Source organism: Dakarella massiliensis (genome assembly GCF_001182045.1).
Lineage (GTDB): Bacteria > Pseudomonadota > Gammaproteobacteria > Burkholderiales > Burkholderiaceae_F > Mesosutterella > Mesosutterella massiliensis.
This window is the reverse complement of record NZ_CVTY01000004.1, coordinates 171,485-185,438: the sequence shown is the minus strand read 5'-3', so window position 1 is coordinate 185,438 and position 13,954 is coordinate 171,485. Positions and strand designations below refer to the sequence as shown.

Sequence of the window (13,954 nt, the reverse complement as noted above, 5' to 3'; positions counted from 1 at the left end):
TCAGCTGAAAAAACAGCTGAAGCCGCATCCAGCTGTCTGAACTATGAAGGGACAGCTAGAAATCGAAGAATAATGAGAGTCATACGCTGAGTCAAGAAAGAATCTGTCTGAATTTCCGGGGTCTCTGTCCCCACAGGCATACCGGAATACCATGTAGTAACCCAAACTCCCGGAACATAGCTCCGGGATTTTTTCATTCTGGAAAAAATTCCTAGTAAATTTAAATAGTTGAGATTGACATTAAGGGTAATTCTTAGTATTATAGTCTATAAATATTGATAAAGACTATTATGGCTCGACCAAGAACTCTACCAGACAACCATTTCCGTTTCTCCACCTTCAGAAAAGGAGATTCCACCTATGTTTATGGCTATAGAAATGAGTGGGATCCGGTGAAGAAACAGTCAAGAATTGCCAAAAGGATTTATGTCGGCACGCTCAATGAAGCAACCGGAAGACTTAGACTGGGCAAAAAGTACTTATCCAATCATCCTGAGTATGAAGGCAAGACGCTTTACTTTGAAAATCGTACCCTCGTTGAAAGATCCGAGCAGGATGCTGCAGAAGAAGTTCAACAGCGCGAGCAGTCATGGGCTTCAAACAACCTTTCTTACGCTGCCACCTGGGCCCTTTGGCAGTTCGCCTCCAAGAACCGAATTCTGCAAAACCTGCAGGCGGCGTTCGGAAAACAATTAGGAACCGGCCTTCTGGCTTTGGCCGTCTATCAGCTCTTAGACGGGGGCGCCATGAACGGCTATGAAGACTGGCTTCCCGACAACTGGCTTCCTGTAAGCGCTCCTTTAAGCTCTCAGCGCATCAGCGAACTGCTTGCTCAAGTCGACCATGAGGACATGGTTAATTATTTCCGTTTACGATTTGACCGATCCAAGCAGAATTATCAGAAATGGCTTGAGGAAATAAAACAAAAGGCTCAGAAGCAGGGCTCGGCCATGCCGCCTTCAACTCTGCAAAAGATGTATATGGCGCTGGACTCCACGGCAATAAGTACCTTCTCTATGACAATCGAGGATGCGGCTTACGGGCACGCCAAACAGAATCCTGAACTCAAACAGATAAACCTTACGCTTGCCGTGGATTTCTTGAACGGAGACGTCTGCTATGCCAGAGAAGACGAAGGCTCGATAACCGATAAGTCGGTCTACAAATCCATCCTGGCTCAGATGAAAAGCTACGGCTTTGATCTTGACGAGACAGTCCTGGTGACCGACCGGGGTTACTCTTCCCTAATGAATCTTCAGAATCTTTTTAATACCGATGTCAGCTTCGTCGCCGGCGTTCCTATCGTGGAAAAGGGTTTAAAAGATAAATTTACAAAGTTCCGTGAAGCACTTTGCGACCTCGCTTTTTACAACAGTGAGTATGAAGTTTATTGCCGAACCATAAAAGAAGACTGGAAGCAAAACACAGAGGCCGGCTCAGTAAATCGTGACTGCTTCGTGCATCTGTATCGGTTCCCGGAAATTGCGCTCTCTCAGCAGAAGCAGCTACTAAAGAAAATAGATAAGGTCTTAGATAAAAAACGCGATGGAAAAGTCGTAGATCGAGATGACTGGAACTTCGCTGCCCGCTTCATAACTGAGTGCAAAGAAGAGCAAGACGGCAAGGAAAGGAAAATATGGGAGAAAAACCTCGAGGCTCTCAGACTCTGGGAACGCACTGCCGGCTGCTTTGTTATCCGCAGCGACTGGCTCGAAGATCCGATCGAGGCTCTAAGAATTTACAGGCGCAGGAATATCGTTGAGGTGGCTTTCCGACAGTTTAAAGTCCTTAACGGAGGAGACCGACTGCAGGCAACCCAAACCTCTTACATGGGCAAATTGATGGTACACATAATCGCTCAGTCTCTGAGGATGGCTATAACAGTGCAGGCTAAAAAAAGAGAAACTCAGGAATTAAAACTCCCCGATAACTCGGTGGAAAAGTTACTGGCCGCATTGAAGAGGATCAGAGCGGTGAGGGCACCAACGAGAGCTACATGGGTTGTGGAGCCTCTGACGAAAAAAGCCCAAGACATGCTTGAGCTTTTAAACCTGCCTAAACCTCCCATGACGTTTAAGTCAATATAGAACTATGTCACGGGAGTTCAGGTAGTAACGAAAAAACCCTGTTCATTTCTGAACAGGGTTTTCATTGAATTCTCAGGGGACGAACCTTGGTTTCGTCCGCCCCCAGTGGATTCCTCACCTAGGGAGGAATCAGTTGCTTAGAGAGAACCAGTCCCGTAAGCGAGGTCAATGCTGCGGATCGATTCGCGCCAGGCGAGATCCTCAGCGGTCTTCATCTTGATCCCGCTCTCAGACCGGCCGTTCAGGCCCATCCGGCGGGAAAGAGTTCCGACTACCTGCTTCACGAGGTTGTTCGTCTTCTTGTCTTCATACTGATAGTTAGTCATTTTTTCACTTCCTTATATTTATTTTTGTACGCCTGCTTTTCTGGCGTGGTTTGCGGTTTCATCCGACGAATCTATTTATAGCCCTCTTTTATGAAGATCCTGAGGCATTTTGATGACTGCATCGTGACAGCCGTTACAGGATCTTTCCGCCGGCAAAGGCGGGCGGAAAAAGCAAATACAACAGTGAGGGTTTTACAGGAGCAGCCCGCCTGTCTCAGGAGGCGTTCTGCCGTATTTTTCTCTTGAGTGAATGCACAGATTTTCGACCGGATCCGGTCTGCACTTTATTCAGCAGATGTCTGCTGCTCGATGGGCTGACGGTTTCAGAGAGCCCTTTTTCAGGGTTACCGCCTAAGATGATCTACTCGTCCCTGAGAGAAAAAAGAAATATTGGGACAACTCCTATTATACCAATAAATCTTTAAAAAACATATTTTTAATAAATTTTTTCAATTTTAAAGTTTGGTATTGGTATCGAAACGATGTTCACATTCATTTTCAAGCTAAGTAGAATCGCAGTTAACATCGCCGGATTGCACCCCCCGTCCAGACTCTAGCCGCACGGGGACTTCCGGCCAGACTGCCTCTAATAGGATAAATAAATGGAGATCGCCCCTTACGCCGCCGGGTGGCTGTCGATTCTGCCTCCCATCATCGCAATCGGACTCGCTCTTGTAACCAAAGAAGTGCTGTCCTCGCTGCTGCTCGGTGTTCTGTCCGGATCGCTTATCTGGGCCATCGGAACCGGCGCGAACCCTGTCATGGGAACCGTGTCCGCCACCTTCGGAATCATGGTGAATAAGCTTGACTTCACCATCATCCTCTTTACGTCAATGCTTGGCGCCCTGGTGTACTGCATCTCGCTCTCAGGAGCCACCAAGGCCTACGGGAACTGGGCTCTCAGCAAAATCAAATCCCGCCGCGGCGCTCTGATGTCGACGACCGGTCTTGGTATCTGCATCTTCATTGACGACTACTTCTCCTGCCTCACGACCGGTACGGTGATGCGACCTGTGACGGACGCCCACCGCATCTCCCGCGCAAAGCTCGCCTATCTCGTCGACACGACCGCTGCGCCTGTCTGCATCATCGCCCCGATTTCCTCATGGGCAGCCGCTGTCGGCTCCTCTCTGAAGACCACGGGCGCTTTTGAGAACGATCTCGCCGCTTTTGTTGCTGCCATTCCGTGGAATTTTTACGCGCTGCTCGCGATCGGTCTTGCCCTCTTCATCAGCTGGACAAGCTACGATATCGGTCCGATGAAGGCGTTTGAAAAGCGTGCCCGTGAAGGGATCGATAACGGCGCCGGCACCGGTGTTGTGAAGTCTGACGCTCTGGACCGGGCCGGAGAAAAGGGTACGGTTGCCGACATGCTGGTGCCGATCATCGCTCTCATCTGCTTCGCGGTCTTCTGTCTGCTTTACTCGGGCGGTTACTGGGGCAAGGATCCCAAGTTCCACACGGTGTTCGCCGCGCTCGGCAATACCTCCGCTTCCACCGCTCTTGTCTGGGCCTGCTTCGGCGCTCACATCGTGACGCTCATCATGTTCCTCAGCCGCAAGGTGATGTCCTTCAAGACCTATATGGATGGGTTCGTTGAAGGTGTGAAGGTGATGCTTCCCGCGAACATGATTCTTGTGCTCGCCTGGGCTCTGTCCGGTGTCTGCCGCGATATGCTTCAGACCCCGCAGTTCATCCAGGGGCTGGTGCAGTCGGGTTCCGCCACTGCGCTCTTCCTTCCGGCCGCCATCTTTGTGATTGCCGCGTTCCTCTCCTTCTCGACCGGCACGGCCTGGGGCACGTTCGGCATTCTGATCCCGATCATGGTTCCGATCACCCACTCTGTCATGCCGGACATGATGATCGTGGCGCTCTCCGCTACGCTCGCGGGCTCCGTCTTCGGAGACCACTGCTCGCCGATTTCAGACACCACGATTCTTTCCTCAGCGGGTTCCGGGTGTAACCACATAGACCACGTATCCACACAGCTTCCATATTCACTCACGGTGGCTACCTGCGCGATGGCCGGGTATCTGGTTGCCGGTTTCACTCACGGCTCCTGGATCGCCTCCTTCGGCACAGCTGTGGTTCTCATGCTGGTTGCTGTGACGATGCTTCATCTGCGTCACTCCAAAGCTGTGAAAGCTCAGGCGTAAAAATCCGCTTCGGCTGAAACACTGAATAAAAGGGGCCGGATTCCTGATTGGAATCCGGCCCCTTTTTCTCTCCTCAGAAAATTTCTAGCGTCTTACGGCAAACTGCGGAAAAAGCGATCTCAGTTTTGCCTGAAGATCCGGACTTGGATAATCCGGTGGGCAGTTAGAGTACAGTGATTCGGACTCAAATCCCGGCGGCACACGGAAGGGCTGCAGCGCATAGGACTTCACGCCCTTAGCCGCCAGTGACGTACCGATCTCGAGCAGCTGATCCTCAGAAAGAAAATCCGGGTGACAGGTGGTGCGGCATTCAAAGGCAACACCTGAAGCCTTCAGAATATCCAGACTGTCGAGCGTTTTCTCTTCCCCTGCGCCAACCCGGATAATGTTCCTGAAAGTCTCCGGATCGGTGAGCAGTGCCTTGATATCAAGCCCAACCCAGTCGATATCGGGAAGGATTTCCTTCAGAACTGCAGGGTAAGCACCCGACGTGTGCACCGCCACCAGAAATCCCTGTGACTTCACTGCCTTTACTGCCGCCGGCAGTGCGGGATCCGAGAGCGGTTCACCGCCGGAAAAAACAACACCATCCAGAAGCCCCTTTCTGCGTCTGAGAAGCTCGGCAAGCGACTCCCAGCTCTCATGCTCATACTGCGGGTCAAATTTAAAGGGGCGCAGCCAGGGATTCTGGCAATACGTGCAGTCCCAGGGGCAGCCCTGAATAAAAGCGACTGCCGCCAGTTTCCCCGGGAAGTCGATCGTCGTAAATGACGTGATCGCTCCGACCCGTAGTCCCTCAGGACCTCTTTCAGGCGTCATGCCTCCATCCCTCAGGCATGCGCCTTTTCAGCCGGACGGGCAAGACCGCAGCGCTCTTCCGTGAAGAACTTCCGCTCGAGAAATTCGCCGACCTTGCCTTTATTGAAGGACTGCACCGGACGGTGATATCCCATCACGCGGGTCCACACTTCGCACTTCTGACGCTCGGAATCTTTCAGAACCACTTCAGAGGATTTTTCTTCCATCATTCGTCTCCTGTTTCACTATTCAAAGTCTAGTCAGCCTACGCAGTCTTGGCAGCCTGCGAGGCATTTGCCACGGCCGCTTCCGCTTTCTTCTTCGCGAGAAGCTCAGCGTCGCAGTACGGGCAGAAATCATGACGCCCTGAGATATACCCATGCTTCGGGCAGATTGAGAAGGTCGGGGTCACCGTAATGTACGGCAGGCGGAATGTCGTCAGAACACGCCGCACGAGCTCTCTGCAGGCTTCAGCGGACGACACCGCCTCATTCATATAAAGATGCAGAACCGTGCCGCCGGTGTATTTCTTCTGCAGGTCATCCTGCATTTCAAGAGCGAGGAACGGATCATCCGTATATCCGACCGGAAGCTGGGAGCTGTTCGTGTAGTACGGATGCTCCGGAGTGCCCGCCTGAAGAATATCGGGGAAGCGTTTCTTATCTTCCTTCGCGAACCGGTAAGTCGTCCCCTCAGCAGGCGTCGCTTCGAGGTTATACATGTGCCCGGTTTCGGTTTGGAACTCGACCATGCGGCTCCGGACGTGATCCAGAATCTTCAGCGCGAAAGCGTGCCCCCAGTCATCCGTGATGTCATGTTCATCGTTAGTGAAATTCCGGATCATTTCATTCATGCCGTTCACGCCGATCGTGGAGAAATGATTGCGGAGCGTGCCGAGGTAACGCTTGGTGTACGGAAAGAGCCCCTGATCCATGTAGCGCTGGATCACCTTTCTCTTCACTTCAAGCGAATCACGGGCCATTTCCAGCAGGTGATCAAGGCGCTTATAGAGGCCTTCCCCATCGGACTTGAAGAGATAGCCAAGCCGCGCGCAGTTGATCGTGACCACACCGATGGATCCCGTCTGCTCCGCGGAACCGAAGAGACCGTTGCCGCGCTTCAGAAGCTCCCGCAGATCAAGCTGCAGACGGCAGCACATCGAGCGGATCATGTTCGGTTTCAGATCCGAATTGATGAAGTTCTGGAAATACGGAAGACCATACTTCGCCGTCATCCGGAAGAGGAGCAGGGTATTTGGGCTGTCCCAGTCGAAATCCTTGGTGATGTTGTAGGTCGGGATCGGGAACGTGAAGACACGGCCCTTCGAGTCCCCCTTCATCATGACCTCAATATAGGCCCGGTTGATCATGTCCATTTCGGGCTTCAGTTCGCCATAGGTGAAGGGCTGCTCCTCGCCCGCGATCACCGGATGCTGATTTCTCAGATCCTCCGGACACACCCAGTCAAACGTGAGATTCGTAAACGGCGTCTGCGTGCCCCAGCGGGAGGGCACATTCAGGTTGTAAATCAGTTCCTGAATGCTCTGAAGAACCTCCTCGTACGGCAGATTGTCCTTACGGATGTAAGGGGCCATATAGGTGTCAAACGAAGAAAATGCCTGCGCACCCGCCCACTCGTTCTGCATCGTGCCAAGGAAATTCACGATCTGACCGGCGGCGGAAGAAAAATGCTTCGGCGCACCGGCTTCCACCTTCCCGGGAACGCCATTCAGGCCTTCCTGCAGAAGCGTACGGAGCGACCAGCCGGCGCAGTAGCCGGACAGCATATCGAGATCGTGGATATGAAGATCGCCGTTCCGGTGGGCGAGCCCAATCTCCGGAGCGTAGATCGAATTCAGCCAGTAGTTCGCGACGACCTTACCTGACACATTCAGAATCAGGCCACCAAGCGAGTAGCCCTGATTCGCGTTGGCGTTCACGCGCCAGTCAAGCTGATTCAGATACTCATTGATCGAGGACTCAACATCAATCCAGCTGTGCTTCGCATCGCGCTGTTTCGCATGCTGCTCGCGATAAACGATGTAGGCGCGGAGCGTCTTGAAAAAGCCGCCCGCGAAGATCGACTGTTCGACAGCGTCCTGAACTTTCTCAATATCCGGCGTTTCGGTTTTCAGAGCCCGGATCCGGGGCATCACCTCGGTTTCCGTCAGGCGTTTCGCGCCTTCAGCCGTGATTTCTCCGGTTGCCTTGCCCGCCTTCGCGATCGCGATCACGATCTTGTCCGCGTCAAAATCACGGATGCTGCCGTCGCGCTTGATAATATGGCGCGGCTCAAGTTCCACTGTCATGCTGAGTCCCCTGAGATCATTGTGTTTTAAACAGAAGTGAAATCCGCATAAACACCATTGATAGCGAATGGAAACGCGAAAAACACCATTTATTGTGCTTTTTTCTGTTTACTATATCATCATAGCTTTGATGCGTTATCTGGCCTTAGGTTGTAGTCAAAAGGGGGAGTACCGCTACACATTGATTCTACTGCTTAAATCCCGAATCCTCTCTTTTATAGGGTTTTCACTTATTATATTTTACCTATCGATACGTACAATTCCTTACGTCAGAACCGTGATGGGTTATTGCGGACAATCTGATGTTTCTCCCTGCGTGGTTCCTTTCGAGGGGCTGGCGGCGGCAGCGCTACTGCTTCCGCTATGTATAAAGTGAACCATGCTTTTCTTGGTGTCCGGGCTTACCTGCAAGCCCGGTTTTTTTTGCCTTTTCCCTTCCAATCCCCCTTCTCTTTCACCCGATAGCATCGCTTTTCTGACAACCAGGCCAGATACCCCCTCTGAGTAACTCTTCAGCACAGATTGCCTGTTTGTCGCCATCTGTGCTAAAAAATGGGGCAGTTACCAGAAATATTTTTCTTCGGTAGAATGTAGCGAATAAAAACGCTTCTCACAATCATCTCCTTTCAAGGGAGACGAAGAGGCGCCTCAGCACAAAATCTATCTACTCTATAAAGGCCAGAACAAAATGAACCGTGAAGTCGTGAAGTGCGGACTCTTCCTCCTTGGCGGCATCGCTATCGGTGCTATCGGTGCTACCGTGGTTTCCCGCGGCAAGCTGAAGGGCATCAAGCCTATCGCCTCTGATCTCCTTTCCCGCGGCTATGACGTCCGCGAGAAGGTTCTCGAGAAGGTTGACGCTGCCCGTGAGGATATTTCTGACGTGCTCGCCGAAGCCCAGGCGAAGTCTGAAGAACGCCGTTCCGATAAGGAACCGGTGCTTCAGGAAGCCGCTCCCGCGCAGCCCGCTGCTGAAAAGCCCGCTGCTGCCTGATACCGGGTCCGTAAGCAATACCGACCGGCTTTCCCCTGAAAGCTGCAATCAGAAGGTGTGATGGAGCCAGGCGAAAGCCCGGCTCCGTTTTATTTTGTGCAGGCCGAAACACACAGAAGGACCTTTTCCGCATGAATCTCACCGTTGTCCATCACATCCCGGGACGCATCCGCTGGAGGTCAGCGAACTGCTTCACCCGAAGTCTCGCTGAAACGATCGCCGAAAAACTCGACGCGATCGCCGGCGTCGAAGGTGTCCGGGTGAGCCCGCGCTGCGGCTCCATTCTTATCACCTATTCCACGGAGCAGGGGCTGCTCACCGCGGTTGACGCGCTCGCTGGCATCCGCACCGAAGCCGCGCCGCCCCGCCCCGCCTCAGCCCAGCGAGGGCTTGCGCCTAAGGATCCCGACTACAACTGGTGGCCGCTTGAACGCTATGTTTTCGTGCGTCCTCTGCTTCCTACACTCTGGAACACGATTCATACCGCCATCGGATCCATTCCGTTCATCGGCCGGGGAATCAGCGAACTCCTGAAAGGAAAACTGAATGTTGAGGTACTGGACGCCTCAGCGGTCGGTATTTCGCTTCTGATGCGGGACTTTGGGACCGCCGGTCTCGTGATCCTCCTCCTCGGTCTCGGCGACATGCTCGAAAAGGCGACGAAGAAAAAGTCTCTGGATTCGCTTGCCGAGCAGCTCACGGTCCGAGTGAACACGGTCTGGGTGCGCGAACCCGATGGCAGTGTGCGTCAGAAGAGCATTCAGCTTCTGAATGACGACGAATTCATCGTGGCGCGCTCAGGCGCCGCCATTCCGGTTGACGGCACCGTGGTTTCGGGTGAAGCCTTCGTCAACCAGTCAACGATGACGGGAGAACCTCTGCCGGTCCGCAAAGCGAAGGGTATGCCCGTGTTCGCGGGTACCGTGGTTGAAGAGGGTGAAGTCGATATCCGTCCGACCGGATCTGTCGAGAATTCCCGCCTGAATCAGATTGCCCGCTTTATTGATGAAAGTGAGCGTCAGAAGTCAGGGATCGAAAGCCGGATGGATCATCTGGCGGACGCGATTGTGCCGTTCAACTTCCTTCTTGCTGGTCTCGTGTTCCTCTTTACGCGGAATCTCACCCGCACCGCATCCGTGCTCCTCGTTGACTACAGCTGCGCGCTCAGACTCTCCACGCCGCTCTGTGTTCTCTCCGCCATGAAGGAAGGAACCCGGGAAAACATTCTCGTGAAGGGCGGGCGTCATCTCGAGTCACTCGCTGAGGCTGACGTTGTGGTGTTCGATAAGACCGGAACGCTTACTCAGGCTACCCCGCGCCTCACGGACGTGGTGTCGGCCGGTGAATGGAGTGAGGATGAGCTCCTCAAAGTCGCGGCCTGCCTTGAAGAGCATTTCCCGCACCCCGTCTCTCACAGCATTGTGAAGGCGGCGCGCGAAGCCGGTCTCGATCATCTGATCGAAGCACATGACTCTGAGGTGAAGTATGTCGTTGCTCACGGCATCCGCTCCCGGGTTGAAGGGCGTGACATTATTCTTGGCTCCCGCCACTTTGTGGAGGAGGATGAGAATGTCGATGTCAGCGTGATGAATAACGATATCATCCGGCTTTCAGACCAGGGCAAGAGCATCCTCTACATGGCTCATGCCGGGAAACTGATCGGTGTCTTCGGGGTCGAGGATCCGCCGAAAGAAAACGCGGTGGAAGTAATCCGGGAACTGAAGGGCCTGGGGATCAAGAAAGTTGTGATGCTGACTGGCGACGACCCGAGAACCGCGGCGAATATCGCGGCCCGACTAGGAATTGATGAGTTCCGCGCGCAGATGCTCCCGGAAAGCAAGGCTGACGCCGTGAAGGCGCTCCGCGCCGCCGGCTACAAGGTGATCATGGTGGGCGACGGCATCAACGACACTCCGGCCCTCACGAGCTCTGATGTCGGCGTTTCGCTCCGCGACGGAACGGATATCGCTCAGGAAGTCGCGGACGTCGTGCTTACGGCAAATAACCTCGCCGATCTTCCGAAGGCCATCCGTCTCGCACGCAGCGCCATGACCCGCGTGCAGACGAACTTCAAGGCGAGCGTCGGTCTTAACACGCTCTTCCTTGCCGGCGGTCTCACCAATGTTCTCACGCCGGCTGCCGGTGCCCTGCTCCATAACGGCACCACGATCGGCGTCTGCGTGAATTCAATGCGCGGCAATTATCTGACAGGAAATGCATCATGACGGACTCTTTTGAAAACTGCATCCGAAGCTACTTCCCGGGGCGTCTCCGGGCTCGGCACGCCGCGCTGAAAAACGCGGAAACCGTGAAGCAGGTGAAAACTTTCCTCGCGGGGCTTGAAGGCGTCCGTTCCGTGGAAATCAATCCCCGCGTTGGGAGCCTCCTCCTGCTCTGGGATCCGGCAAAGCTCGATATCGAGCAGCTGAAGGCCCTCGCCTCTGCCGCTCTTCCTGAGGAGAAACCGGCCGCGGCGAAGTCGGCATCTTCCCGACAGAGAGCTCCTGCGAAGGGTTTCCAGATCGGTGACCTCAATCCCTTCCACGGCTCCAAGCTCGTGAACCAGAACGTGAACCGCGCCATGACCGCTACCTACGCGCTCACGCTGCTCGGTCTCGTTCCCGGAATCGGTCCCGGCGGCAAGATGGCGCTTCATGTCGCGTCCGGTGTTGCTTTCACCGCCTTCCTTGCCTGGCATCTGATACGCTACAGAAGTACGGTTATCTGATAGGAATGGGGCTCTGGCGGGCCCCGGAAGGCTTTAGGCATGGAAAAACTGACGAAGGGAATTCTCACCGCCATTGCGGCGATTCTTGGCGGCGCCCTTCTGCTATGGGCGGCGGCTGCGGTGCTGATAGCGCTTGTGGCCGCCACTGTCTGTCTGCTCCTGATTTATCTCCTGATGCCGAAAGAGTGCCGCGCCTTTCTCATCCTGCTGCGCGAGACCATCAATGGCTGGATCAGCCGGTGCGAGGCCATGACTGAAAGCCTGACCGGCGCGATGTCAGACTTTGGACAGATGGCTGAGGGGCTTGCCGGCAGACATCGTCAGGATCCGGAGGAAGAAGTTACGGAACCGGCAGAACCCCCCTCCGAAACCCCGGATTCCGGTTCGAAATCCGCGGATTACCCAAAAAGAGATAAGACCTAAGCTTTTATCCCTATCTTTTCTTTAATCCCCCCAAAACACGCCTGATCAGTTCCGAACATCACGGAAAGTGCCCGGCTTTACCCGCCTCTCGGATAAGCCTGGGGCTAAAAAAACCGGCATAAAACGCCCTGTTGCGTTATCGTTATCCCTCGAACAGCCGTCCACGCAATGAATGCGCCGGGGCCGAGGACGCTCCCTGGACAGCTGGAAAGTCTGCAGCGGCGCGCCCCCGATCCGCGGCTGCCAAACTCCGGAAAGATCAGAAGGAATACAAATTGGCTCAGCAAACTGATACTTCAGCAGCCCGGGCGAAGAGCCTGGATCTACTGCAGACGCTCCCCGAGCTGCTTACGCATAACCTTCCGGACCGGGGCGATGACGAAGCCTTCCGCGAATACAGTGCCCGAGAGAAGCGCTGGATCAGCCTGACATTCAGGGAAATGGATGCCCGGGTTCAGCGCTGGCGCGAGGCCTTCGCAGCACTGAACCTCACCCGCGGCGACCGATGCGCCATGCTGATGCCGAATTCGATTGACGCGATCTGCTTCGATCAGGGTGTCCTCTCTGACGCCCTGACCCCGGTGCCGCTCCATTCGATCGACACCCCAGGGTCCTCGGCTTATATCCTCTCAGACTCTGGCGCCAAGGTGCTCGTGACAAACAAGTACCTCAAGTGGAAGGGGATCCGCACCTCCGGCGTCGACCTTCCCGACCTGCAGCTCGTTGTGATCACGGATGATGAGGTTCCGGCCGAAGATTCCGACGCTCACCCCAGAGTGATTCCCCTCGAAACCTTCTTAAAAGAAGGCGCCGGAACACCGCTTCCTCCGCCTCCGAAGGGAGGGGATCTCGCAGCCCTCGTCTATACCTCCGGCACCACCGGCCGCCCGAAGGGCGTCATGCTTACGCACCTCAACGTGCTCTGCAATGTGCGCGCTGTGCTGAAGCACCTATGCCCCCGGCCTCATGACCGCTGGTTCTCCTTCCTGCCGCTCTCGCATACCTTTGAGCGGACGACGACCTACTACGTCGGCATGGGCATGGGAAACGCAATTATTTTCTGCCGCTCGATCGCGACGCTCGCCCAGGATATGCAGCTTGCGTCCCCAAACGTGATGATGGGGGTCCCCCGGATCTATGAGCAGATCTGCGCGAAGATTCTCCAGACCGTGAAGAAGCAGCCGCCTTTTGCCCAGAAGATCTTCCACTGGGCGGTTGATGTCGGCTATCGGAATTTCTGCCGCGAGAATCATCTCCCGGTTGAAGGCGGCGCGCTCTCACTCCTGGATCCGCTTGTGTCAGGATTCCTCGACCGCAAAGTTGGCTCTGTGGTCCGCCGCGCGTTCGGCGAGCACCCCGACGTGTACTGCTTTGTATCGGGCGGCGCCGCGCTGAATCCAGCGGTATCCCGGATTCTTCTCGGTCTCGGCATCCGGATCGTCCAGGGGTATGGCATGACTGAACATTCGCCGATCATAGCCGTGAATAAAATGGGGGCCATCAATCCGAACACCGTCGGACCGGCTCTGCCGAATGTTCAGGCAAAACTCGGGGATGGTGACGAACTGCTGGTACGAGGCCCGTCTGTAATGAAGGGCTACTGGAAGCTTCCCGAGGCAACCGCGAAGGCGATCGATCCTGATGGCTGGCTTCACACCGGAGACGTTGCTGAGATTTATTCAGACGGCCAGATCAGGATCAAAGGCCGGATCAAGGAAATCATCGTGACTTCGAGCGGTGAAAAGATCCCGCCGGACGACCTTGAACAGGCAATCGGGATGGATCCGCTCGTGAATCAGGTGATGGTGGTCGGAGAAAACCGCCCGTTCATCACGGCGCTTGTCGTCGTGAATCCGCTTGAATGGGAAAAGCTCTGCGAAAGCCTGTCACTAGATCCGACTGATTCGGAAAGCTTCAGAAGCCGCACCGCGCGCGTTGCTGTGACGAAGCGGATCCGGGCGGCAACCCGCAGCTTCCCCAATTACGGAGTGCCGCGTGATGTTTACCTCACGCGCTCTCCCTGGACCATTGAAAATGGAACAATGACCCCGACGCTTAAGCTGAAGCGGCGGATAATCCTCGCGAACCTTGAGAAGGAAATCGACGAACTCTACGCGAAACGAGGTGAGTGATA

The 13,954-nt window shown here is 54.7% G+C and carries 11 protein-coding genes; 7 read left to right on the top strand and 4 right to left on the bottom strand.

Annotated elements, in window-relative coordinates:
* Nucleotides 1–290 precede the first annotated feature (290 nt).
* Nucleotides 291–2,087: an IS1634 family transposase gene (locus BN1936_RS01015; protein ID WP_148521168.1), complete on the top strand. Its 1,797-nt coding sequence runs from the start codon at nt 291–293 to the stop codon at nt 2,085–2,087.
* Nucleotides 2,088–2,224: 137 nt separating this feature from the next.
* Here the strand turns inward: BN1936_RS01015 and BN1936_RS01010 are convergent, their stop codons facing one another.
* Entirely contained in the window at nt 2,225–2,413 is a 189-nt protein-coding gene (locus tag BN1936_RS01010; protein ID WP_022442917.1) for a hypothetical protein, read from the bottom strand.
* A 602-nt stretch (nt 2,414–3,015) separates the two neighbouring features.
* Here BN1936_RS01010 and BN1936_RS01005 point away from each other — a divergent pair.
* Nucleotides 3,016–4,569, top strand: a complete 1,554-nt coding sequence (locus BN1936_RS01005) for a Na+/H+ antiporter NhaC family protein (protein ID WP_022442918.1) — start codon at nt 3,016–3,018, stop codon at nt 4,567–4,569.
* Nucleotides 4,570–4,653: 84 nt separating this feature from the next.
* On the opposite strand, the gene BN1936_RS01000 is transcribed toward BN1936_RS01005, so the two are convergent.
* The 3 genes from BN1936_RS01000 to BN1936_RS00990 are packed head-to-tail and all read right to left on the bottom strand — an operon-like array spanning nt 4,654 to nt 7,675.
* On the bottom strand, nt 4,654–5,388 hold the full coding sequence (locus BN1936_RS01000) for an anaerobic ribonucleoside-triphosphate reductase activating protein (protein ID WP_022443047.1): 735 nt from the start codon (nt 5,386–5,388) through the stop codon (nt 4,654–4,656).
* A gap of 11 nt (nt 5,389–5,399) precedes the next feature.
* Nucleotides 5,400–5,597: an anaerobic ribonucleoside-triphosphate reductase gene (gene nrdD / locus BN1936_RS11800; RefSeq protein ID WP_049686430.1), complete on the bottom strand. Its 198-nt coding sequence runs from the start codon at nt 5,595–5,597 to the stop codon at nt 5,400–5,402.
* Between the two features lie 35 nt (nt 5,598–5,632).
* Nucleotides 5,633–7,675, bottom strand: coding sequence for a ribonucleoside triphosphate reductase (locus tag BN1936_RS00990; protein ID WP_049686429.1), 2,043 nt, complete (start codon nt 7,673–7,675; stop codon nt 5,633–5,635).
* Nucleotides 7,676–8,363: 688 nt separating this feature from the next.
* On the opposite strand from BN1936_RS00990, the gene BN1936_RS00985 reads away from it, so the two are divergent.
* The 5 genes from BN1936_RS00985 to BN1936_RS00965 all read left to right on the top strand — a co-directional run bounded on the left by BN1936_RS00985 (nt 8,364) and on the right by BN1936_RS00965 (nt 13,952).
* Nucleotides 8,364–8,669: a hypothetical protein gene (locus BN1936_RS00985; RefSeq protein ID WP_022443049.1), complete on the top strand. Its 306-nt coding sequence runs from the start codon at nt 8,364–8,366 to the stop codon at nt 8,667–8,669.
* A 131-nt stretch (nt 8,670–8,800) separates the two neighbouring features.
* On the top strand, nt 8,801–10,894 hold the full coding sequence (locus tag BN1936_RS00980) for a heavy metal translocating P-type ATPase (protein WP_049686428.1): 2,094 nt from the start codon (nt 8,801–8,803) through the stop codon (nt 10,892–10,894).
* Nucleotides 10,891–11,397 (top strand): HMA2 domain-containing protein, encoded by a 507-nt coding sequence (locus tag BN1936_RS00975; RefSeq protein WP_049686427.1) that lies wholly within the window; start codon nt 10,891–10,893, stop codon nt 11,395–11,397. Before BN1936_RS00980 ends, BN1936_RS00975 begins: the two co-directional genes overlap by 4 nt.
* 39 nt (nt 11,398–11,436) lie before the next feature.
* Nucleotides 11,437–11,820 carry a hypothetical protein gene (locus BN1936_RS00970; protein WP_049686426.1) on the top strand — a complete coding sequence of 128 codons (384 nt, stop codon included), beginning with the start codon at nt 11,437–11,439 and terminating at the stop codon, nt 11,818–11,820.
* 275 nt (nt 11,821–12,095) lie between these two features.
* Complete coding sequence (locus BN1936_RS00965; protein ID WP_022443400.1) at nt 12,096–13,952, top strand: AMP-dependent synthetase/ligase; 1,857 nt, start codon at nt 12,096–12,098, stop codon at nt 13,950–13,952.
* Nucleotides 13,953–13,954 lie beyond the last annotated feature (2 nt).

What these genes read in the sequence shown, in the direction of transcription:
- BN1936_RS01015 (WP_148521168.1), top strand. Translation starts at nt 291, where the DNA reads ATGGCTCGACCAAGAACTCTACCAGACAACCATTTCCGTTTCTCCACC.
- BN1936_RS01010 (WP_022442917.1), bottom strand. Translation starts at nt 2,413, where the DNA reads ATGACTAACTATCAGTATGAAGACAAGAAGACGAACAACCTCGTGAAG.
- BN1936_RS01005 (WP_022442918.1), top strand. Translation starts at nt 3,016, where the DNA reads ATGGAGATCGCCCCTTACGCCGCCGGGTGGCTGTCGATTCTGCCTCCC.
- BN1936_RS01000 (WP_022443047.1), bottom strand. Translation starts at nt 5,388, where the DNA reads ATGACGCCTGAAAGAGGTCCTGAGGGACTACGGGTCGGAGCGATCACG.
- nrdD (WP_049686430.1), bottom strand. Translation starts at nt 5,597, where the DNA reads ATGATGGAAGAAAAATCCTCTGAAGTGGTTCTGAAAGATTCCGAGCGT.
- BN1936_RS00990 (WP_049686429.1), bottom strand. Translation starts at nt 7,675, where the DNA reads ATGACAGTGGAACTTGAGCCGCGCCATATTATCAAGCGCGACGGCAGC.
- BN1936_RS00985 (WP_022443049.1), top strand. Translation starts at nt 8,364, where the DNA reads ATGAACCGTGAAGTCGTGAAGTGCGGACTCTTCCTCCTTGGCGGCATC.
- BN1936_RS00980 (WP_049686428.1), top strand. Translation starts at nt 8,801, where the DNA reads ATGAATCTCACCGTTGTCCATCACATCCCGGGACGCATCCGCTGGAGG.
- BN1936_RS00975 (WP_049686427.1), top strand. Translation starts at nt 10,891, where the DNA reads ATGACGGACTCTTTTGAAAACTGCATCCGAAGCTACTTCCCGGGGCGT.
- BN1936_RS00970 (WP_049686426.1), top strand. Translation starts at nt 11,437, where the DNA reads ATGGAAAAACTGACGAAGGGAATTCTCACCGCCATTGCGGCGATTCTT.